The sequence below is a fragment of the Lichenihabitans sp. Uapishka_5 genome, assembly GCF_033947565.1.
GTDB lineage: Bacteria > Pseudomonadota > Alphaproteobacteria > Rhizobiales > Beijerinckiaceae > Lichenihabitans.
Genome location: NZ_JARPVX010000070.1, coordinates 1 through 20,974, shown reverse-complemented (window position 1 = coordinate 20,974; position 20,974 = coordinate 1). Strand labels below are relative to the sequence as shown.

General features: G+C 66.9%; 24 protein-coding genes. 14 read left to right on the top strand and 10 right to left on the bottom strand.

Annotated features, from left to right (window positions below; all coding sequences use genetic code 11):
* Positions 1-782: TrmH family RNA methyltransferase (locus tag P7D22_RS18025; RefSeq protein WP_319935639.1), on the top strand; the 782-nt coding region annotated here is incomplete at its 5' end.
* A gap of 34 nt (positions 783-816) precedes the next feature.
* Positions 817-1,740 carry a dihydrodipicolinate synthase family protein gene (locus P7D22_RS18020; RefSeq protein WP_319935638.1) on the top strand — a complete coding sequence of 308 codons (924 nt, stop codon included), beginning with the start codon at positions 817-819 and terminating at the stop codon, positions 1,738-1,740.
* Positions 1,741-1,758: 18 nt separating this feature from the next.
* Here the strand turns inward: P7D22_RS18020 and P7D22_RS18015 are convergent, their stop codons facing one another.
* Complete coding sequence (locus P7D22_RS18015; RefSeq protein WP_319935637.1) at positions 1,759-2,511, bottom strand: hypothetical protein; 753 nt, start codon at positions 2,509-2,511, stop codon at positions 1,759-1,761.
* A 184-nt stretch (positions 2,512-2,695) separates the two neighbouring features.
* On the opposite strand from P7D22_RS18015, the gene P7D22_RS18010 reads away from it, so the two are divergent.
* The 3 genes from P7D22_RS18010 (at position 2,696) to purU (ending at position 5,690) form a co-directional block, all read left to right on the top strand.
* The gene (locus P7D22_RS18010) at positions 2,696-3,034 is read left to right on the top strand and encodes a DUF485 domain-containing protein (RefSeq protein ID WP_319935636.1); all 339 of its coding nucleotides are present in this window, start codon (positions 2,696-2,698) and stop codon (positions 3,032-3,034) included.
* Positions 3,031-4,719: a cation acetate symporter gene (locus P7D22_RS18005; RefSeq protein ID WP_319935635.1), complete on the top strand. Its 1,689-nt coding sequence runs from the start codon at positions 3,031-3,033 to the stop codon at positions 4,717-4,719. Before P7D22_RS18010 ends, P7D22_RS18005 begins: the two co-directional genes overlap by 4 nt.
* A gap of 119 nt (positions 4,720-4,838) precedes the next feature.
* Positions 4,839-5,690, top strand: a complete 852-nt coding sequence (gene purU, locus P7D22_RS18000) for a formyltetrahydrofolate deformylase (RefSeq protein WP_319935634.1) — start codon at positions 4,839-4,841, stop codon at positions 5,688-5,690.
* 128 nt (positions 5,691-5,818) lie between these two features.
* Here purU and P7D22_RS17995 read toward each other — a convergent pair whose 3' ends face one another.
* A complete protein-coding gene (locus tag P7D22_RS17995; RefSeq protein ID WP_319935633.1) occupies positions 5,819-6,385 on the bottom strand; it encodes a cell wall hydrolase in 567 nt (188 codons plus the stop codon).
* A gap of 355 nt (positions 6,386-6,740) precedes the next feature.
* Between P7D22_RS17995 and P7D22_RS17990 the strand changes: the two genes are divergently transcribed.
* On the top strand, positions 6,741-7,151 hold the full coding sequence (locus P7D22_RS17990) for a TerB family tellurite resistance protein (protein ID WP_319935632.1): 411 nt from the start codon (positions 6,741-6,743) through the stop codon (positions 7,149-7,151).
* A 43-nt stretch (positions 7,152-7,194) separates the two neighbouring features.
* On the opposite strand, the gene P7D22_RS17985 is transcribed toward P7D22_RS17990, so the two are convergent.
* The 4 genes from P7D22_RS17985 to P7D22_RS17970 form a co-directional block, all read right to left on the bottom strand.
* Complete coding sequence (locus P7D22_RS17985; RefSeq protein ID WP_319935631.1) at positions 7,195-7,800, bottom strand: hypothetical protein; 606 nt, start codon at positions 7,798-7,800, stop codon at positions 7,195-7,197.
* A 99-nt stretch (positions 7,801-7,899) separates the two neighbouring features.
* Positions 7,900-8,085 (bottom strand): YodC family protein, encoded by a 186-nt coding sequence (locus P7D22_RS17980; RefSeq protein ID WP_319935630.1) that lies wholly within the window; start codon positions 8,083-8,085, stop codon positions 7,900-7,902.
* A gap of 72 nt (positions 8,086-8,157) precedes the next feature.
* Positions 8,158-9,054 carry an oxygen-dependent coproporphyrinogen oxidase gene (gene hemF, locus P7D22_RS17975; protein WP_319935629.1) on the bottom strand — a complete coding sequence of 299 codons (897 nt, stop codon included), beginning with the start codon at positions 9,052-9,054 and terminating at the stop codon, positions 8,158-8,160.
* Complete coding sequence (locus tag P7D22_RS17970; protein ID WP_319935628.1) at positions 9,051-9,545, bottom strand: tRNA (cytidine(34)-2'-O)-methyltransferase; 495 nt, start codon at positions 9,543-9,545, stop codon at positions 9,051-9,053. The genes hemF and P7D22_RS17970 overlap by 4 nt, the downstream gene beginning before the upstream one ends.
* A gap of 202 nt (positions 9,546-9,747) precedes the next feature.
* Here P7D22_RS17970 and petA point away from each other — a divergent pair, with 202 nt between their 5' ends.
* From petA to P7D22_RS17950, 4 genes are all read left to right on the top strand, one after another.
* Complete coding sequence (gene petA, locus P7D22_RS17965; RefSeq protein WP_319935627.1) at positions 9,748-10,275, top strand: ubiquinol-cytochrome c reductase iron-sulfur subunit; 528 nt, start codon at positions 9,748-9,750, stop codon at positions 10,273-10,275.
* A 52-nt stretch (positions 10,276-10,327) separates the two neighbouring features.
* On the top strand, positions 10,328-11,614 hold the full coding sequence (locus P7D22_RS17960; RefSeq protein ID WP_319935626.1) for a cytochrome b: 1,287 nt from the start codon (positions 10,328-10,330) through the stop codon (positions 11,612-11,614).
* A gap of 32 nt (positions 11,615-11,646) precedes the next feature.
* Positions 11,647-12,528: a cytochrome c1 gene (locus tag P7D22_RS17955; RefSeq protein ID WP_319935625.1), complete on the top strand. Its 882-nt coding sequence runs from the start codon at positions 11,647-11,649 to the stop codon at positions 12,526-12,528.
* Between the two features lie 87 nt (positions 12,529-12,615).
* Positions 12,616-12,978, top strand: a complete 363-nt coding sequence (locus P7D22_RS17950) for a hypothetical protein (protein ID WP_319935624.1) — start codon at positions 12,616-12,618, stop codon at positions 12,976-12,978.
* Positions 12,979-13,142: 164 nt separating this feature from the next.
* On the opposite strand, the gene P7D22_RS17945 is transcribed toward P7D22_RS17950, so the two are convergent.
* Positions 13,143-14,345, bottom strand: coding sequence for a pyridoxal phosphate-dependent aminotransferase (locus P7D22_RS17945; RefSeq protein WP_319935623.1), 1,203 nt, complete (start codon positions 14,343-14,345; stop codon positions 13,143-13,145).
* Between the two features lie 106 nt (positions 14,346-14,451).
* Positions 14,452-14,760, bottom strand: a complete 309-nt coding sequence (locus P7D22_RS17940) for a DUF1127 domain-containing protein (RefSeq protein ID WP_319935622.1) — start codon at positions 14,758-14,760, stop codon at positions 14,452-14,454.
* Positions 14,761-14,907: 147 nt separating this feature from the next.
* On the opposite strand from P7D22_RS17940, the gene P7D22_RS17935 reads away from it, so the two are divergent.
* The gene (locus P7D22_RS17935) at positions 14,908-16,257 is read left to right on the top strand and encodes an aminotransferase-like domain-containing protein (RefSeq protein ID WP_319935640.1); all 1,350 of its coding nucleotides are present in this window, start codon (positions 14,908-14,910) and stop codon (positions 16,255-16,257) included.
* Positions 16,258-16,315: 58 nt separating this feature from the next.
* Entirely contained in the window at positions 16,316-16,969 is a 654-nt protein-coding gene (locus P7D22_RS17930) for a DUF1345 domain-containing protein (protein WP_319935621.1), read from the top strand.
* 81 nt (positions 16,970-17,050) lie between these two features.
* Here P7D22_RS17930 and P7D22_RS17925 read toward each other — a convergent pair whose 3' ends face one another.
* Entirely contained in the window at positions 17,051-17,434 is a 384-nt protein-coding gene (locus tag P7D22_RS17925) for a PRC-barrel domain-containing protein (RefSeq protein ID WP_319935620.1), read from the bottom strand.
* Between the two features lie 171 nt (positions 17,435-17,605).
* Here P7D22_RS17925 and P7D22_RS17920 point away from each other — a divergent pair, with 171 nt between their 5' ends.
* Positions 17,606-17,989 carry a hypothetical protein gene (locus tag P7D22_RS17920; RefSeq protein WP_319935619.1) on the top strand — a complete coding sequence of 128 codons (384 nt, stop codon included), beginning with the start codon at positions 17,606-17,608 and terminating at the stop codon, positions 17,987-17,989.
* A 4-nt stretch (positions 17,990-17,993) separates the two neighbouring features.
* On the opposite strand, the gene P7D22_RS17915 is transcribed toward P7D22_RS17920, so the two are convergent.
* On the bottom strand, positions 17,994-19,571 hold the full coding sequence (locus P7D22_RS17915) for an outer membrane beta-barrel protein (RefSeq protein ID WP_319935618.1): 1,578 nt from the start codon (positions 19,569-19,571) through the stop codon (positions 17,994-17,996).
* 156 nt (positions 19,572-19,727) lie between these two features.
* On the opposite strand from P7D22_RS17915, the gene P7D22_RS17910 reads away from it, so the two are divergent.
* Positions 19,728-20,795: a lytic murein transglycosylase gene (locus tag P7D22_RS17910; protein WP_319935617.1), complete on the top strand. Its 1,068-nt coding sequence runs from the start codon at positions 19,728-19,730 to the stop codon at positions 20,793-20,795.
* The last annotated feature ends 179 nt before the right edge of the window (positions 20,796-20,974 follow it).

Sequence of the window (20,974 nt, the reverse complement as noted above, 5' to 3'; positions counted from 1 at the left end):
CGGCGCAACCCTCCGGGCCCGGCGGCGGGCGCGGACGCGACAAGGCGCCGATGCGGCGTGGCCTCGACCCCGACGTGGTGCAGCTTTGGGGGTTCCATTCGGTGCGCGAGGCGCTGCGCTCGAGCCGCCGCACGCCGATCCGGCTTTATGCGACGGAGGCCGCCATCGGTCGCCTGTCGGCCGAGCTCGACGGCAAGGCGATCGAGGTCGAAATCCTGTCGAACGAGGATCTTTCGACCCGGGTGCCGCGCGACGCCGTTCACCAGGGGCTGATGCTGCTGGCCCGGCCGCTGCCGCCCCTGGGGCTCGAAGACCTGCCCGACGAGGGCCTCGTCCTGGTGCTCGATCAGGTCACCGACCCCCATAACGTCGGCGCCATCCTGCGCACCGCGGCGGCCTTCGGAGCCGTGGCGCTCGTCACCACGGAACGCCACACGCCCGAGATGACGGGCGTGCTCGGCAAGGCCGCCTCGGGCGCCCTCGAACACGTGCCGGTGGTGAGCGTGGTGAACCTGGCCCGCACGCTCGAAACCCTGGGCGACAAGGGCTACGTTCGGGTCGGGCTCGATTCCGAAGGCGCTGTGCCGCTCACCACGGTGCCGACAGCGGGTGCCATGGCGCTGGTGCTGGGCGCCGAAGGCAAGGGCCTGCGCCGGCTGACGCGCGAGAATTGCGACGTGGTGGCCAAGCTCGACTTTCCCGGCGCCATCAAGAGCCTGAATGTGTCGAACGCCTGCGCGGCCGCGCTGACCGTGCTGCATCTGCGTCGCCAAGCCCCCTGATCCTCCCGACCCTTTCGAGAAACGCTTCATCTCCATGGCCATCACCCACCCGTTGCGCGGCGTCTTTCCCGTGGTGCCGACCACCTTCGACGCTGCTGGCGGGCTCGATCTCGACAGCCAGAAGCGCTGCCTCGATTTCATGATCGACGCGGGTTCGGATGGCCTCTGCATCCTGGCCAATTTTTCCGAACAGTTCGTCCTGAGCGACGCCGAGCGCGAAACCCTGACGCGGATCACGCTCGAGCACGTGGCCGGCCGCGTGCCGGTGATCGTCACCACGACGCATTTCTCGTCGCAGGTCTGCGCCGCACGGTCGCGGCAGGCCGAGGCGATGGGCGCCAGCCTGGTGATGGTCATGCCGCCCTACCACGGCGCCACTTTCCGGGTGCCCGAGATCGGCATCCACGGCTTCTTCCAGGCCGTGTCGGACGCGATCGACATCCCGATCATGATCCAGGACGCCCCGGCGGCCGGCACGCCGCTGTCGGCGCCGTTCCTGGCCCGCATGGCACGGGAAATCCGCAACGTGTCCTATTTCAAGATCGAAGTGGCGGGCGCGGCCAACAAGCTGCGCGAGCTGATCGAGATCGGCGGCGACGCGATCGTCGGCCCGTGGGACGGCGAGGAGGCCATTACGCTGTTGGCCGACCTCGACGGCGGCGCGACCGGCTCGATGACGGGTGGGGCCTACCCGGACGGCATCGGCCCCATCGTGCACGACTATCTGGCGGGCAAGCGCGACGCCGCGGTCGAGCGCTATAATCGCTGGCTGCCGTTGATCAATTACGAGAACCGGCAGGCGGGCTTCCTGGCCGCCAAGAGCCTGATGCGGGAAGGCGGCATCATCGCCTGCGAAGACCCGCGCGCGCCGACCGCCCGGATGCACCCCCAAACCCGCAAGGGGCTGATCGAAACCGCGAAGCGGCTCGATCCGCTCGTGTTGCGCTGGGGCCGCTGAGCGCGCCCAGCCGGGGCATTAGCGCGCCGAAAGATGCCTGCGATGGCGGGAAAGGGTGACGATCCGCGGTCCGCAGGTGCAGCCCTGACGACCGGCGGTTTCGCCGAAACCGGCGTTGCCGATCACCCGCGGTCCGTAACCATAAGAACCGGACCGATAGGTCGCGAGGCCGCCGGGCGAGCCATAGGGGCCGGCCGAGGAGCCTGAACTGTAATAGCCCATCGTGGAAGGCGCCCCCGAGCCGTAATAGGCCAGTTGCGGCGCGGCGCCATAGGTCTGGCCGCCGTAGCCCGCTTCGGCGAACACCGGTGACTCACCATAGCGGTCGAGCAGCGGCGCTTCCGCCTCGGTCGTGAACAGCCCCCGCTGCCGCCAGTCGCGGCGTGGGGCATATCCCGACCCGGTCGTGGCGCTGTCGGCCGTGCCCCAGCGGGCCTCGCCGAGATAAGGGTTGCCGGTGTTGCCGATGAGACCCGAAAGGCCGGTGCCGCCCGTGGCCCAGCGCTCGGCCGGCGACAAAGCCTGATAGGCCGAGGCGCGCGGATACAGGCCGCCGCGGATCACCTCGACGCGGTTCTGCGACACGGCACGGCGGATCGCGGGGCCTCGTGCGTGGCGCGGGCGGGCGGCGCCGAATTCGTCGGGCTGCATCCGCAAGGTGCCGGAAACGGGCGGCAGGCCGGTGCCTGCTTCTGCGCCTTGCGGCAGGGCAATAGCGGCGGCACCGAGGACGGCGGCAGCGGCAAGGGCGGCGTGGAAGCGGGAACGCATGGGAACTCCAGGATCGGGGTGGCTTCCCCAGCCTCCAAGATAGCGCGCTCCGCATCGGACGGGCCGACGACCTTTACAGGTGGTTAAAACGCGAAATAGCCGGTTCACAAATGCGGGGAAACCGTCGAAGCTGGCGAAACGAGAAGGTGCGCGCTCCGCGACGCATCCCGGCCAGGAAACGTCCATGAACAAATACGAGCCTGCGTTGCGTCCGGACGGGCCCGACCCGGATTACGCCGCGATCAGCCGCGATCCGCGCTTCCGGACGCTTGTGGCGCGTCGCTCGGCCTTTGCCTGGACGTTGAGCGGCATCATGCTGGCGCTTTACCTCGCCTTCACGTTGCTGGTGGCCTTCGACAAACCCCTGATGGCCACGACGCCGTTCGGCGGCGTCACCTCGCTCGGCATCATCCTGGGCTTCGCCGTGATTGTGATAGCGTTCGGGCTCACGGGCCTCTACGTGGCGCGTGCCAACCGCGAATTCGACCGGCTGGCCGCCGCGATCCGGGGCGACCTCCGATGAGCCGCCGTTTCGCCTCCGCCGTCACCCTCGCGGCGACCCTTGCCCTGCCTAGTTTCGCCTATGCGGCGGGACCCGACATCGGCCATGTCGACAAGCAGGGGCTCAACACCACCGCGATCGCGCTGTTCGTCTTCTTCGTGCTGTTGACGCTCGGCATCACCTACCGGGCGGCCCGCGCGACACGCTCCACGGCGGATTTCTACGCCGCGGGTGGCGGCATCACGCCGGCTCAGAACGCCCTCGCGATCGCGGGCGACTTCATGTCGGCCGCCTCGTTCCTCGGTATCTCGGGCCTCGTCTACCGAAGCGGCTTCGATGGGCTGATCTATTCGATCGGCTTCCTGGTCGGCTGGCCGATCGTCATGTTCCTGATCGCCGAGCGGCTGCGCAACCTCGGCCGCTTCACCTTCGCCGACGTGGCCTCGTTCCGCCTCGCGCCGGTGCCGCTGCGCACGTTGTCGGCGCTCGGCACGCTTGTTGTGGTGGCGCTCTATATGATCGCCCAGATGGTCGGCGCCGGGCAATTGATCCAACTGTTGTTCGGCCTCGACTATTGGAAGGCCGAGGTGCTGGTCGGCGTGCTGATGATCGTCTACGTGGCCTTCGGCGGCATGAAGGCCACCACCTGGGTGCAGATCATCAAGGCCTGCCTGCTGCTCGGCGGCGCCACCGTGATGGCCCTGATCGTGCTGGCGCATTTCGGCTTCAGCCCGAACGCCATGTTCGAGGCCGCCATCGCGATCCACCCCAAGGGCGCCGCCATCATGGCACCCAGCACGGTGGCGGACCCGGTCTCGGCCATCTCGCTCGGGCTCGCGCTGATGTTCGGCACTGCCGGGCTGCCGCATATTCTGATGCGCTTCTTCACGGTGAAGAACGCTGCCGACGCGCGCCGCTCGGTGTTCTACGCCACCGGGCTGATCGGCTATTTCTACATCCTGACCTTCGTGATCGGCTTCGGGGCGATCAGCTACCTCATGGCCGACCCGAGCTTCTTCAAGGTCGGGGCGAATGGCAGCTTCGACAAGATCACCGACCTCATCGGCTCGACCAATATGGTGGCGGTGGACCTCGCGGGGGCGACCGGCGGTTCCTTGTTCCTCGGCTTCATCTCGGCCGTGGCCTTCGCGACCATCCTGGCCGTGGTGGCAGGGCTGACGCTCGCAGGAGCTTCGGCCATCAGCCACGACATCTACGTCGGCGTGCTTGCCCGCGGCCGCGTGCCCGAGGGCCGGGAAGTGCGCATCTCCAAGATCGCCGCAATCGTCATCGGGCTGTTGGCGATCTTTCTCGGCACGCTGTTCGAGAAGCAGAACGTCGCCTTCATGGTGGGCCTCGCCTTCGCGGTGGCGGCGAGCTGCAACTTCCCCGTGCTGTTGATGTCGATCCTTTGGCGCGGCACCACGACCCTCGGGGCGACCGTCGGCGGATTCGTCGGCCTCGGTGCGTCGGTCGCCATGGTGGTGCTCAGCAAGGCCGTCTGGGTGACGACCTTCGGGCATGCTTCGGCGCCCTTCCCCTACGAGAACCCGGCCCTGTTCTCGATGCCGCTCGCCTTTCTGGTGATCTGGATCGTGTCGCTGGCCGATGGCAGCGCGCGCGCCCGGCACGAGAAGGCCGCCTTCGAGGCGCAGTTCGTGCGCGGCGAGACGGGGATCGGCGCCGCCAACGCCCACGCGCATTAGCGGCGTGCGAGCGTTCGGCTCAGGCTGAGCGCCGCCGCGGCCAAACCTTGGTCGGTCCTGCGATTGCAGGGCCGTCGGCACCGCTGCTAGATGCCCCGACCTGCAGCGTGAGCCCCCCGATGACGGACCAGACCTGGATCTTGACCCTTTCGTGCCAGGACCGGCCGCGCATCGTGGCGACGGTGACGAGCGCCATCGCGGTGATCGGTGCCAACATCGCCGAGAGCGCCCAATTCTGGGACCGCTCCAGCAACCGGTTCTTCATGCGGATCGCCTTTGTGGCGCCCGAGATGGTCGACCGGCATGCGCTTGAGGCCGTGCTGGCCCCGATGGTGGCGGATTTCGGCATGGCCCTGGCGCTCAATCGGGCCGATGCGGTGCCGAAGATCGTCATCATGGTGTCGAAGTTCGATCATTGCCTCGAACATTTGCTCTACCAGATCCGGGTGGGATGGCTGCGGGCCGAGGTGGTGGCGGTCGTGTCAAACCACGACACCGGCCGGGCCCCGGCCGAAGCGGCCGGCCTTCCGTACCATCTCTGGCCCGTCACCAAGGACAACAAGGTCGAGCAGGAAGCGCGGCTGCTGGCGCTTTATGAAGAAACCGGTGCCGAACTGATCGTCCTGGCCCGCTACATGCAGGTGTTGTCGAACGACCTGTCAGCCCGGCTGTTCGGCCACATCATCAACATCCACCACTCGTTCCTGCCGAGCTTCAAGGGCGCCAAGCCCTACCATCAGGCGCACGAACGCGGCGTGAAGATCATCGGCGCCACCGGTCACTATGTGACGCCGGACCTCGACGAAGGCCCGATCATCGAGCAGGAAACCGAGCGCGTCAGCCATGCGCTGTCGCCCGACGATTTCGTGGCGGTCGGCCGCGACATCGAATCCCGCGTGCTGGCCCGCGCGGTCAAGCTGCATGTCGAACGCCGCGTTCTGCTCAACGACCGCAAGACGGTGGTGTTCTGACCCGCTGACCCACACTCGGTGATCCAAGCACCAGACAACGAATCCGGCCGAGAAACAGCATCGGCGTCCGGGCTTAAGGGCGGGCCTGCCACGTCGTAGCCGCCCCGAGGGCGATCATCCGGCTTCCGTCAGAAGCCGGGAAACGGGATACGTTGACCCGTGATGGCGGCCGCCACGGGGGCGGGATCGTCCGCGAACGACAGGATGTCGGCGATCGAGCGCGGTCGGGCCTGAGCGTCAGGATCGAAGGGCACGCCCGGCATCGGGGCCGCGGTGCCCTGGCCGGGCGCCACCTTTTCATAAAAGGCATTGCCGCCCGCCACCGCCACATAGCGCATGTTCGTGTAAGGGAAGCTGTAGCCGAGCGTGTGGAAGAACATCGCGTCCCCGACCGCGCGGTGCCGCTCGCCCGACAACACCGCATCGGCGACCTCCGCCACCTTGGCGGCCAGTCGCGGGCTCATTGGCCGGCTCAACACGCCGCTGGCGAACTGGCCCGACTGCCCCACCACGCCGCAGACGCTCTTCGGATAGCCGGGAGCCGCGACGCGGTTCATCACCGTGGTGCCGACTGCCAGCATACCGTCGGGGCTGGAGCGGTTCGACTCGAAATACATGACGCGGGTCATGCAATCGCGATCGCTCAGCGTGCCGCCGGCGCAGCCGGCGAGGCTGGCCGTTGCGGTCGCCGCCAACAGGGCTCGCAAGCGTCTCGTCTGCGACATCCGATCAATCACGCATCGCCTCATGGGCATGCATTGAAGCGTCATCGGTTAAGGCGGCGTTGCCGTGCCGGCTTCCGGCCGCTTTGACGGCGCGAGACCTTGCCAAGCTTTAACGCCGCAGCGGGCTGGCCAGGGCGACATCTGGCTTGTTCCGGCGCTGTGCCTCCCCATCTTGAGAGTTGAGACGCGCACCGTTCGAGACCCGCCCTTAAGGCGCTGCCGCGGCATCGTCGGTCTCGCATTGTTACCGATCTGTTCTTCGCCACTGCGTTGCAGTGAGCCGGCCTCCTGAGGACGTTCTTTTTTGTTTTCCCTGCATGCCCCTATGCCGACGCCCCGGATTGCGAGAGTTGACGAGGCTGAACTGTTTCTCGAGGCGCTGGTCGCGGCCTATGCCTTGATGGCCCACGCGGATGGCGAATTTGCCGCTTCGGAACGGCGATGCCTGCTCAGCATCGTCTGCGACACGCCGGCGCTCGACACGATCACGCGCGACGATGCCGAAGCGCTCGCAGATCGCTACGAGGCGCACTTCAACATCGATCCCGAGAGCGCCGAGCATGCGGCCTGGGAACGGCTCGATCTAATTGTCGGCCATCGCCGGGCGGTCGACGTGTTGGTGGCAGCCTGCCGCGAGTTGATCGCGGCAGACGGCATCGGACATCCGGCCGAATACCGGATGCTGGCTGCCATCATGATGCGCCTCGGCGTCGCCGGCTCGGCGCAACACGCCTGACCCGTGTCGCGGGCCCTCGGGCCCGGACACGCCCAGGGTTGCATCACATCGGCGGCGTGACGCCGTTCTTGCCGACCATCAGCCGACCGCCCGTCAGGGTGGTGCCATCCGACGACAGCGGGCCCGCCGCGAACACCTTTACGCCTGGCTTCACGTCGCTGGCCGCGGCAGCCACGATGGTGACGATCGGGGTTTCGGGCGGGATCGAGACTTTCTTCTCGCCGCCCTTGTAGCGCAGCGTCACGGTCGGGCCCGACACGCCATCCACCTTCTCGGCCACGGTGGCGTTGGTCATGGCGCTGTTGGGCTTCAGATCCCAGCCGCGATCGCCTTCCCCGGTGCCGCGCAGGGCTTCGGGGAACACGACGACCTCGAGCGCCTCGTTGGCGTCGCCTTCCGCCATATTGGCGGTGCCGATGAAGCTGCCCGGCTTGATGTCGGCCATGCTGGCCGGCGCCACCCCGCCCACCGTCCAGCCATCGCCGAGCGTCAGCGCGACCGTCTTGCCGTCGTTCCCCGCGATGGTGATGCGCGATCCATCCACGGCCTGCACGGTGCCGCGCACATGCACCGGATCGGCCGCCAGGGCGGCACCGCCGAGGCAAGCAATGAGGCCGACCGAATGCGGCAAGATTCGAAGGATGCGCATGGAATGCTCCGTCGCCGTGGGTCGGAACGACCCCCGGCTCGTTGCTCCATATAGGGCGCGGAACCGGCGCGGATCAGCGCCGACCCGTGCTTGTGGCGATCAGCGGTCGTCGACCTCTTCGATCTCGGCTTCGAGCAGGCAGAAAGCCGGCACCGAACCGGTCTTCACCTCATCGGTCGTTTCGCCGTACCACAAGCATTCCACCCGATCGCCGGTCTGCCCCGTGACGATCATGGCCGGGCCGCCCGACTTCAGCTGAACGATCGTACCTTTTTCGAATTCCATGGTGTGGCTCCCCCTTGCCGTGCCGCCTGCCGGCCGCGTCGCATACCACGTCGGCGCCGGGGCCGCGATGGCTCAAGGCCATGTGACGCGCGGTGGCAGCGATGACAGGATCGATGCGACATTGCCGCCCGTCTTCAGGCCGAACAGCGTGCCCCGATCGTAAAGCAGGTTGAATTCGACATAGCGGCCACGGCGCACCAGCTGCTCGGCCTCCTGGGCGGCTGTGGCGGGTTTCGCGATGTTGCTGGCCACGATCGGCGGATAAGCCTGGAGAAACGTCTCGCCCACCTGTCGCGTAAAGGCGAAGGGCGGCTCGAACGGATCGGTCTCCAGGTAATCGTAGAAGATGCCGCCGATGCCACGTGGCTCGTTGCGGTGCTTCAGGTGGAAATAGTCGTCGCACCAGGTCTTGAACTTTGGGTGCGACGCGACCCCCGGATGCGCCTCGCAGGCGGCCCGCATGGCGGCGTGGAACGCGACCGCATCGGGATCGTCCTGATGCCGGCGCGCTTCCAGCACGGGCGTCAGATCGGCGCCGCCGCCGAACCAGGCCTTGGTGGTCACCACCATGCGGGTGTTCATGTGCACCGTGGGGGCGTTCGGGTTCCAGGGGTGGGCGATCAGCGACACGCCCGACGCCCAGAACCGGGGATCCTCGCTTGCGCCGGGGATCTGGCTCGCGAATTCGGGCGCGAAGCGACCGAATACCGTGGAAGCGTGAATGCCGGCCTTCTCGAAGACGCGGCCCTTCAACACCGCCATGGTGCCACCGCCGCCCGGGTCGCCGGCATGGTCGGTGCGGTGCCAGGCTTCGCGGACGAAGCGACCGGGCCCCTCCGGGGCTGCGGGCCAGGCCGGACCGGCATCCTCCATGGCCTCGAAGGCGGCGATCAGACGGTTCTGCAGGGTTTCGAACCAGTGCCGCGCCTCGGCCTTGCGGGTCGCATGCGCATCGGTGTCGGGTGTCACGGGGTGGGCCTCGCGGCTGCGGGATGGTGGAGCTGCCGCAAGGCTTCGCCCATCACCATGCTGGCCGCAACCGCGACGTTCAGCGACCGGAACGGCGGCCGCATCGGCACGGTGACGCGCAGGTCCGCCGCGGCGTGGACGGCGGGCGGCACCCCGGCCGACTCCCGGCCGACCATCAGCACGTCGCCGGGCCGGTAGGCCACGTCCCAATAGGGCACCTCGCCGGCCGTGCTGAGCAGGATCAGGCACCGATGCGGCCCCTCGGCGGTGCGCCAAAACTGGAAGGCCTGGAACGAGGCATGCCGGACCAGCTCGATGGCGTCGAGATAATCCATGCCGGCCCGGCGGAAATGCTTGTCGGAGGTCGGAAAGCCGGCCGGCTCGATGAGCGCGGCCGCGACACCCAGGCAGGCGCAGCTGCGCAACAGCGTGCCGGCGTTCTGCGGGATATCGGGCTGGTAAAGCGCCAAGGTCAGGGCGGCGTGGTCCATCGTCTCGGTGGCATTCCGGGTGGCAGGCGGATGCGGCCTCATAGCGCGCCACGCCCTACTCTGGACAAGAGATTGGAACGGTGCCAAACACGAAATCAGCTAAACCTGGACGGTTAGCCTGACAGGTGCTTCAGCGCCGCGGGTTGAAGCGCAGCGAAACGACTGCGCGGATCGATCGGGTTGAGGGGAAGGGAGTCCATACTTGGCCACCGCTACCGCTTCGTCCGGCGTGCCGCCGACCCGTCGCGATTTCTTGTACATCGCCACCGGGGCTGTCGGCGCCGTGGGTGTTGGCTCGGTGGTTTGGCCGCTGATCAGCCAGATGAGCCCCGACGCCTCAACCCTGGCGCTCGCCTCGAGCGAGGTCGACATTTCCAAGATCGAGCCCGGCGCCATCGTCACCGTGAAGTGGCGCGGCAATCCGGTGTTCATCCGTCACCGCACGCCGAAGGAGATCGCCGAAGCGCAGGCGACGCCGCTCGGCGATCTCATCGACCCCGAAACCGACGCGGCCCGCGTGCAGAGGCCAGAATGGCTGATCGTGGTTGGCATCTGCACCCATCTCGGCTGCGTGCCGCTCGGCCACGAAGGCCCGTTCGATGGCTGGCTCTGCCCCTGCCACGGCTCGCAATACGATGTGTCGGGTCGTGTCCGGCACGGGCCGGCGCCCAAGAACCTGGCCGTCCCGACCTATGCGTTTTTGACCGACACCAAGGTGAAGATCGGCTGAGGCTACTGCCCGCGCCGCAAGAAACGACAGGGAACACCCGAGGAAAACGCTCATGAGTGGGTCATCGACCTTTCAGCCCAAGAACCCGGCCCTGAAGTGGTTTGAAAGCCGGCTGCCGGTCCTCGGGCTGGTGCATTCGAGCTTCGTCGCCTTTCCGAATCCACGCAATCTGAACTATTGGTGGACCTTCGGCGGCATCCTGGCCTTCATGCTGGTCACCCAGATCGTCTCCGGCGTCGTGCTGGCCATGCACTACACGCCCGAGGCGACGCTCGCCTTCGCGTCCGTCGAGCACATCATGCGGGACGTGAACTTCGGCTGGTTCCTGCGCTACCTGCATGCCAACGGCGCCTCGATGTTCTTCATCGCGGTCTACATCCACATCGCCCGTGGCCTGTATTACGGCTCCTACAAGGCGCCGCGCGAGATCCTGTGGATCCTCGGCGTCATCATCTTCCTGTTGATGATGGCGACAGCCTTCATGGGCTACGTGCTGCCCTGGGGACAGATGAGCTTCTGGGGCGCCAAGGTCATCACCTCGCTGTTTTCCGCCATTCCGCTCGTCGGCGACGCCATCACGGTATGGTTGTGGGGGGGCTATTCGGTCGGCAACGCGACGCTGAACCGCTTCTTCGCTCTGCACTACCTGCTGCCCTTCATGATCGCGGGCGTCGTGGTGCTGCACATCTGGGCGCTGCACGTGCCGGGCTCGAACAATCCCGTCGGCGTCGAGGTGCGCTCGAAGAAGGACACGCTGCCCTTCCACCCTTATTACACCATCAAGGACTTCCTGGCGGTCGTCACCTTCTGCTTGTTCTTCTCGTATTTCGTCTTCTACGTCCCGAACTACCTCGGCCACGCCGACAATTACATCGAGGCGAACCCGCTGGTGACGCCGGCCCATATCGTGCCGGAATGGTATTTCCTGCCCTATTACGCCATGCTGCGCGCGGTGCCGAGCAAGCTTGGCGGGGTGTGCGCCCTGTTCGGCTCGATCCTGCTGCTGGCCTTCCTGCCCTGGCTCGACACGTCGCGCATCCGCTCGGCCAATTTCCGACCCGTGTATCGGGTGTTCCTGTGGGTCTGGTTCGCCACCGTGGCGGGCTTGGGCTATTGCGGCTCGCAGGAACCGGTCGGGGCCATCGTGACCTGGTCGCAGGTGCTCACCTTCTGGTATTTCTTCCATCTCCTGATCGTGCTGCCGCTGCTCGGCTTCTTCGAGACGCCGCGCAAGCTGCCGGCCACCATCACGGAGGCGGTGCTGGCCGCGACCTATCCGGGCTCGTCGGGCGCCATGCTGGCGGCCCGCACAGCCTCGAGCCCATCGGTGCAGGGCTGATGCGCCGCGCGTCTGCCCGCCGGATCTCGACGATGCGTGCCAAGCGGCGTCCCGGCCTCACTACGCTCGCGATCGTTGCCGGCCTCCTTGGAACGGCCATGCCGGTGATCGCGCAGGAGGCTGCGCCGCTGCCTGTGCCGCCGAAGCAATCGTGGTCCTTTGCGGGCCCGTTCGGCCACTACGATCCAGCGCAGTTGCAGCGCGGCTATCAGGTCTACCGGGAGGTTTGCTCGGCCTGCCACTCGATGAAGTTCGTGTCGTTCCGCAACCTGTCGGACGCGGGCGGACCGGGCTTTTCGGAAAGCCAGGTGAAGGCGCTCTCCGGGACCTTCAAGGTGCAGGACGGCCCGAACGACGCCGGCGACATGTTCGATCGCCCCGGCCGGCCGTCGGACCCCTTCCCGGCCCCGTTCCCGAACGAGCAGGCCGCACGCGCCGCCAACGGGGGCGCGCTACCGCCCGACATGTCGGTGCTGGCCAAGGCGCGCGACATCGAATTCGGCGGCCTGTGGTTCCTGGTGCAACCCTTCAGCCAATATTCCGAGCAGGGCATTGACTACATCCATGCGCTGCTGAACGGCTATCACGACAAGCCGCCGGAAGGCTTCAACCTGCCGGCCGGCAAATATTACAACGATTACTTCCCCGGCCATGCCATCTCGATGCCGAAGCCGCTCAATGACGGGCAGGTCACCTACACGGACGGCTCACCCCAGACGGTCGAGCAATATTCGCACGACATCGCGGCTTTCCTGACCTGGGCGGCCGAACCGAAGCTCGTCGAGCGCAAGCGCACCGGCCTCACCGTGGTGATCTTTTTGGCCGTGTTCATCGGGCTGCTCTACCAGATCAAGAAGCGCATCTGGGCGGGGATCTCGGAGGGAACGGGCGGCAACGTCGCGCCGACGGAATAATTAGGCAATTTCTTCCGACAATTGCTTTTTAAGGTTTATGCTGCTGTGACGCACTCATTTCGAGCGATCTTGTTATTCGGGTCTTTGATGGGTGCTGCGGTCCCAGCACTCGCGCAGACGTCGCGGCCCTATGTGGTTGTGAGGTCAGGCGCTCCAATCGAGATCGCTGCCGATGCTGCGATCAATCCCGACTGCAGGTCGCTTGGGCAGACAAACGTCAATCTGCTGGTGGCCCCACGTAGGGGGAACGTCATGGTGGGGCCGGGAATGCACTACAACGCTTATGCGCCTGGCAATCCACGGTCCGCCTGCAACCATCGCAAGCTGCCGGCGACCATCATCACCTATCGATCCAACGCGGGCTTTACCGGACAAGACTCGTTTGTTGTCGAGGAGATATTCCCGACAGGAACCGCGATCAAGCAACGGTTCAACTTAGAAGTTCGGTAGGTAAGCCGCTACAAGGCGCTCAACAGCTTAATGTGACAGGGTTGGCGAACCGCCATCAGGTGGAAAGAATGGTTCGTACCAAGTCAGCCGTCAAATCCCGGCTTCGCTTGCTTGTAACCAAGCAAGCGAAGTTACGACCAGTTAGGTGAGCACGGTAACCCGCCTTACCGCAGGCTCGCCGTGAACCGCTGGATCTTCACGCAGGCATCCTCCAGCAGCGCGTTCGAGGTCGCGTAGGAGATGCGGAAGTTCGGGCCGGTGCCGAAGGCTGAACCGTGCACGGCCGCGACGCCTTCCTGGTCGAGCAGCTCGGTGACGAAATCCTCGTCGGTGGCGATGAGCTTTCCGCTTTGCGCCGTCTTGCCGATCGCCTGCTTGCAGGACGGATAAACGTAGAAGGCGCCCTCGGGCTTGTGCACCTCGAGCAGCTTCGCTTGGTTCAGCATCGACACCACGAGGTCGCGACGCTCTTCGAACGCCTTGCGGGACTGCGGGATAAAGTCCTGCGGCCCGTTCAGCGCCTCGACCGAGGCCCATTGGGCGATCGAACAAGCGCCCGAAGTCTGCTGGCCCTGCACCATGTCCATCGCCTTGATGAGTTTCTCCGGCCCCGCCGCGAAGCCGATGCGCCAACCCGTCATCGCATAGGACTTCGACACGCCGTTCATGGTCAGCGTGCGTTCCATCAGGTTCGGCTCGACCTGCGCGGGCGTGACGAAGCGAAAGTCGCCGTAGACGAGGTGTTCGTAGATGTCGTCGGTCAGCACCCAGACATGCGGGTGGCGCATCAACACGTCGGTCAGCGCCTTCATCTCGTCGCGCGAATAGGCGGCGCCCGACGGGTTCGAGGGCGAGTTCAGCAGCACCCATTTGGTTCGCGGCGTGATGGCGCGATCAAGGTCGGCCGGCTGCAGCTTGAAGGCGTGTTCCTCCAACCCTTGCACGAACACCGGCGTGCCGCCGTTGAGCAGCACCATGTCGGGATAGCTGACCCAATAGGGCGCCGGGATCACTACCTCGTCACCCGGGTTCAGCGAGGCCAGGAAGGCATTGTAGAGCACCTGCTTGCCGCCCGTGCCCACGATGGTCTGGCTGGGCTTGTAGTCGAGCCCGTTCTCGCGCTTGAACTTGGCCGCGATCGCCTCGCGCAGCGGCACGATGCCGGACACGGGCGTGTACTTGGTTTCGCCGCGCCGGATGGCGTCGATGGCGGCATTCTTGATGTTGTCAGGCGTGTCGAAATCCGGTTCGCCGACCGACAAGCTGATCACGTCGCGACCCTGGGCTTTCAGCTCACGGGCTTTCTGCGTCACCGCGATGGTCGCGGAAGGCTTCACGCGCGCCAGGGTGTCGGAAAGAAAGGCCATGGGGTCAGCTTTCGGGGGTTGTGAACGGCGCGCACCATAAGGGCGGGGTCGGTGGTCCGCAACCGCGATCCCGGCTCCCATCCATGCCGATGCGCGATGGCTGCGATCAGCCCCGCCTCGGCAGGGCGGCGCGGCGGCGCTCGGCGGCACGGCGTGTCAACAGCGTTCCCGGCGACTGCCACAGCGGCAAGGTGGCTGCGTCGCTCACGTCTTGCCGCGACAGGCCGATGTCGGACAATTCCGCCGGTGTCATGCGGCCCAGCAGCGCCATGTCGCGCCGAACCGCCGCCACCCGGCCCGGCAGGCTCAGCAGGATCGCGACGCGGCCCAGCAGGACGGCAAAGCGGGACGGGGCGGCGGCCAGACCCGGCAGGGGCGAAGCCTCGATAAAGTTCGAACTGGGCGCGTGTCGCATAACCATTCTCCTCGGCCTCACCATGAGCCGTCCGGCTTGCCCTGCCCAGGGACAGCGGAGTACAGTTTGAGCGAACTGTCCGACCAGGAGACCAGTACAGTGCTGGACCGCCCTGCCCTTCATGCCGGCCCGCGGGTGCAGCAGGTCATGCAGGCGATCGCCGATCGCATCGCCAGCCGTGCCCTGCCGCCCGGGGCGCGGCTGCCGTCCGTGCGCAAGCTCGCCGAAACCATGGCGGTGTCGAAGTCGACCGTGGTGGAAGCCTATGAGCGGCTCGGGGCCGAAGGCGCCATCCAGTCGCGGCCGGGGTCCGGCTTCTTTGTTTCGGGCGCCACGCGGCCGCTGTCGCTGAAGGCGCTCGGCCCCAAGCTCGACCGCGTCATCGATCCGGTGTGGTTGACCTATCAGGCTTTCAACGCGGGCGAGGGCGTGCTGAAGCCGGGCTCGGGTTGGCTGCCGACCGAATGGATGCCCGATGCGAGCATCCAGAAGGCCTTGCGCCAGATCGCGCGCGAACCGATCGGGCCACGCACTGCTTACGACGAGCCGCAAGGCTTCTCGCCGCTGCGCCAGCATCTGGCACGGCGGCTCGACGAGCGCGGCATCGCGGGCACGCCCGACCAGATCATCATCATGGATTCGGCCACCCAGGCGCTCGACCTGCTGATGCGATTCCTGCTCGAGCCCGGCGACACGGTGGTGGTCGACGACCCGTGCTACTTCAACTTCCACGCCCTGCTGCGCGCCCATCGGGCCGAGGTGGTCGGCGTGCCCTACCGCGACGGCGGGCCCGATCTCGAGGCTTTCGCGGCCGTCCTCGCGGCGCATCGCCCGCGCCTTTACCTGACCAATTCGGCGTTGCAGAACCCCACGGGCGGATGCTTGTCGGCCACGACGGCCCACCGGGTGCTGAAGCTGGCGGAACGGCACGACACCGTGATCGTCGAGGACGACATCTTCGCGGATTTCGAACATGCGCCGAGCCCGCGCCTTGCCGGCTTCGACGGGCTCGATCGGGTGGTGCATATCGGCGGCTCGTCCAAGATGGTGTCGGCCGCCATGCGGTGCAGCTACATCGCCACGAAACACGACTGGATCGAACCGCTCGTCGACCTGAAGCTCGCGACCACGCTCGGCAACAATCATCTCGCTGCCGCCTTCATGCACCGGGTCCTGACCGATGGCAGCTACAGGCGCCATGCCGAGGGCATCCGGGCCAAGCTGTCGGACGCCATGGGCCAGACCCTGCGGCAGTTGCGCAGGCTCGGGCTGAAACCCTCGGGCACGCCCCAAGGCGGCCTGTCGCTCTGGGCCGAACTGCCGACCGGCCTGGATGCGGCGGCGATCGCGCGGTTCGGTCTTCGGCACGATGTCCTGTTCGCGCCCGGCAATGTGTTCAGCGCCTCGGGCACGGCCGGCAGCTTCATGCGGTTCAACGTGGCGCGGTCGCTCGACCCACGCGTCTTCGAGGTGCTGCAGGCGGCCATGCGAGCCTGAGCGGCTGGCCCACTGCGGCGCGGGACGCTACAGCGGGTCAGCCCTGCGAGAACCCGCGATGTTCCTGAAACCCTTTTTGCTCCGCCCCCGCCTGATCGGGTCCTTCGTGCTCGCCGCCCTGATCGGCTTCCTGCTGCCGGATGGCTTCGCGCTCTGGCAGAAGGCGCTGTTGTCCTGGTGCGCCGGCACCGTGACCTATATGGCGCTGATCTCCTGGACCATGTCGCGGTCGAGCCAGGACGCGTTGCGGACCAGCGCCTCCGCGCTCGACGACAGCGCCTGGATCATCCTGCTGATCGGCATGGTGGCGACCGCGGCAAGCTTCGGCGGCATCGCGGCCCTGTTGTTCGGCACACCCTCGCCCGGCGGCTCGAAGCTCCCCGACGCGCTGCTGGCCGGCGGCACCATGATCTGCTCGTGGGCCTTCATGCAGGTGATCTTCACGGTGCATTACGCCCATATCTATTACGGCGACGACGAGAACGGCTCCGCGCGCGGCGGCCTCAAGTTCTCGGGCGATGACGAGCCCGACTTCTGGGACTTCATCTATTTCACGACCTCGATCGGCGCGACCGCCCAAACCTCCGACACGGCCGTCGTGACCCGCCGCATGCGACGCATCGTGGCGGCGCAGGCGGTCTATTCGTTTTTGTTCAACACGGCGGTGCTGGCGATGGCTATCAATATCGCGGCCGGATTGGTGGGCCACTGAAGCTGGAACGAGGCGAAGCGGGTCCCGCTTCGCCTGTGCCACCACGCAATCAGCTCGGCACAGCCTGGGGGACGAGGGGTCCTACTTGCCCCAACGTCCTTCGTACAGGAAGGCCGGCGCCGCCTTCAGCTGATCCTTGGTGGCATCGATGCGGGCATGCCATTTCCGCGCCGGAGCATCGTAGGACAGGATGATGCCGGCCGGCGCCACGACCACATGATGGGTGCCGATGCCCAGGAAGCCGCCGACCGACAGTACATAGCCGCTGAGGCGCCCCGATTCGATCACCACGTCCGAGATGGAGCCGACCTTCTCGTTCTTGCCGTTCGTCACCGCAAGGCCCGTCACGTTGGTGCTCAGGATGGCATTGTCGGGAACCGGCACGAAGCTCGGCGCGGGAGGCGTCTGGGCTTGGGCCAGGGGTGCGAGGACCGCGAAGGCGGCAGCCAGAACAAGACGACGCATGAAACACTCCTTGGGGTCGTTCCCTGGTGGAAGGGCTTGCGCCGCCCCCTCCATGGGTCGAGATGAGGCCGGGATGGGCAAAGACGACGCCTTCTCCATCCGGCAAACGGGCCGGTACGGCGGCGAAACGGCCGGCGGCTCGCGCCTGCAGAGCGAAGAAATGAGGCCGGGATGTGGTTTCTGAAGATGATCGTCGCCTTGGTGCTGATCGCGGTGCTGGCCGTGAGCGGCTTTGTCTACGATACGATGTGGAACGACGGGCACTGGACCGGGATGCTGCTCGGGCGCGACCGGCTTGTGGCGCAATGTTTGCCGCCCTTGCGGGCCAGCCTGACGACGCGGGGCTTCACGCCGACCGACATCGAGGTCGGACGATCGGTGTCGTTCGCGGTGGCGTCGGGGTCGTTCGGACGGGTGCGGGTGTTGTCGGGGCCTTTCACCTTCAGCGACGGCCCCAACGGCGCCCGGGTGGACGGCCGCCTCGCCTGCCTGATCGACGGCACGCGAACCGATGTCGAGGTGGAGGTCGACGGAACGCCGCTGCGGGCGGCCTGAAGGGTCAGTGCTGGAACCGCAGGCCCAGCAACGCGACGTTCTGCGTGTAGTCCGACCCGGCGATCGTGCTCTTCAGCTTCTGGTGCGACAGCGTGCCGGTCAACACCATGGCCCGCGACAGGTGGTATTCGGCTTTCAGGCTTTCCGTCAGCACGTTTTCGGTGATGGCCGCGCCCTCATAGGCGTTGTTTTGATAGATCAGCGCCGCCGACAGGGTGAGATAGCGGAACAGCGCGTGGCTGAGCACCGCGCCGATTGTGCGCGACTCGATGCCCGAGGCACCCGGCACCGTGGTTTCGTTGAAGCTGGTGGCCCCGTTCACGCTCAAGGTGGTCAACGGCGTCGCGGCCCAGGCGAGCGCAACATCGGCCACGGGACCGTCGAGGGTCTTCAGCCGCGGATCGTCGTAGAAGCGGGTCGCATAGCCGGCCGACACCGTACCGGTCAGCTCGGGAAACAGCTCGAACGCGGTGCCGAGGCGTGCGGCCGTGCCATCCGAATCGCGGCGGTAACCGGACGGGTCCACGGTGCGGTCGTGCAGCCGCTCATCGGCGCCGACCTCGACAAAGGGCTGCAAGCCGGGCTTCAGGTCATAGCCCACCCGCAGCTTGGCCCCGTAATCGGTGACGTTCTGGTAGGCGAGGTCGACCGCGACGCCGTCGCTCAAGGTCGCGTCGTCATAGGTGGTGCGATCGACGAGACCATGCAGGCCGACCGAAAAGCGGCCGAACCCTTGCGTCACCCCGAGCGTGCCGCCGAAGCCTTCCACCAGCGGCCGGCCGTCGACCGCGATGTTGAGTTCGGGCGAGCCCGGCCGCTGGGTATCGACGTTGAAGCGCAGCTCGGTGTCGATGCTGGTGTCGCGGGTCGCGTGGATGGTCCAGTCGACCACGCCGTTGGCATCGGGACGGTCCGCATTGTGGTTGCGGAAGAACGAATCATAGGCGCCGTAGAGCGTGCCCCTCAGCTCGTGCACGGCCCAGTCGGATTGCAGCGTCAGGCCGGCTTCGGTGCGGCTGTAGGGCGAGGCCTTGATGCCGGACGACACCTGATCGGGGCTGCTGTCGAAGCCCAGGCTCTGCTGGATGTAGGGGAAGGCCCGCAGCCCGCCCGTGCCATAGCCGACGGGCGCGAAGGGCGCATCCTCTGGCCTGAAGCTGCGGCGCGGCAGCACCGGCAATGCCGCAACCGGGGTGTTGGGATCGATGTCCGCCGCCCCGCCGCCCTTCAGCCGCAGGGCGCGCGGATAAGCCTCCAAGGCCGGTAACGCCACCGGCTGGCGCTCGGGTCGCGCCGCATTGCGCATCCGCGGCAGGTGCAGGCGATCCGCCTGGGGGACGGGCTTCGGGGCCGCGCCCAGCCCGGCAACGTTCGAGGTCGGCGCCACGAAGCCGTCGAGGCCGGGACCGTCGCCAGTCGCATCGACGGTGCCGCGCATGCCGCCGAAGCCACCATCGACCCCGCCGGCATCCTGGGCCCGGAGGGGACCCGCCAGAACGAGGCAGACCACCGGGCCGACGAGCCAAGCCGACCGCCTATGGGGCAGCCGGGCCGTCGGCGGTCGTGGGGCGGCTGAGGTCACGCGGGCCCGGGGCTCGGGGAGGAAAGACTTAACGGGTTCTAAGCCAGCATGGTTAACGGTCGGTTAGGTATGCCGGGATGTCCGGGCCCGCATGGTCAAGAAAGCCGAAAGGCTTTTGCTTCATCGTGGAGACATCGAACGGAGGGAGACGGGATCATGGGCCATCGCGGCTTGTTCCGGACGCGCAATCTCGGTGTCGCCATGCTGGTCATGGCGATGGCCTTGGGGCTCGGCGCACCCCCGCGCGCCGCGCTGGCGACCCCACAAGGCGGGTTTGCCGGCTTCGTGGCGGCGCTTTGGCCCGAAGCCAAGGCCAAGGGGATCTCGCGGCAAACCTTCGAAGCCGCCTTTGCGGGCGTGACGCCCGACCCCGACGTGATCGCTAAAACGCGAAAGCAGGCGGAATTCACCAAGACGATCGGCCAATACCTCGGTTCGGCCGTGTCCGAAAAACGCATCGACAACGGCACCGATCATTACCGCCAGTGGGCGCCCTGGCTGGCCCGCGCGGAAGCCAAATACGGCGTCGACCGCTACGTCATCATGGGCGTGTGGGGGCTCGAAACCAACTTCGGCGGCTTCGCGGGCAACGATTACGTGGTGCGATCACTCGCGACGCTGGCCTATGCGAACTATCGCGGCACCTATTTCCGGCACGAGCTGCTGGCGGCCCTGGCGATCCTCGAGGCCAGACATATCGACCCTGCCCACATGACGGGCTCGTGGGCCGGCGCCATGGGCCAGACCCAGTTCATGCCGTCGAGCTTCAAGAGCTATGCGGTCGATTTCGACGGCGATGGCCGGCGCGACATCTGGACCAGCGTGCCCGACGCGATCGGCTCGACCGCCAACTACCTGCACAAGCACGGCTGGGTGGCCGGCGAGACCTGGGGCTACGAAGTGCGGCTGCCGGAAGGCTTCGCGGCCAGCGAGGGAACCAGGGCCGGGTTCGGCACATGGGCGGCGCGCGGCCTGCGGCGCGCCGATGGCGGCGCCATGCCGGACAACGGCACCGGCACCTTGCTGATGCCGAGCGGGCGGCGCGGCCCCGTGTTCTTGGTCACGCCCAATTTCCGTGTCATCAAGAGCTACAACAATTCCACGTCCTATGCGCTCGGCGTGGCGCTGCTCGGTGACCGCATCGCCGGCTGGGGGCCGCTGTCGACCGCCTGGCCGGTGGTGACCGCGCAGCCACCGGCGCCGAAGCGCCTCGCCAAGGACTGACGCCGCCCCCGTCGCAGGGCCAGCGGCCCGGAGATGCGACGATGCGGCAGGCAGGCAAGGGCAAGATCGCGGTCGGCGCCGCCCTGGCGGCTGTGCTGGCGTGCGGCCCCCAGCCCGAGGCCCATGCGGCCGGGTTCTTCGATTTCCTGTTCGGCAACACTGCGCCGCCAGCCCAGCAG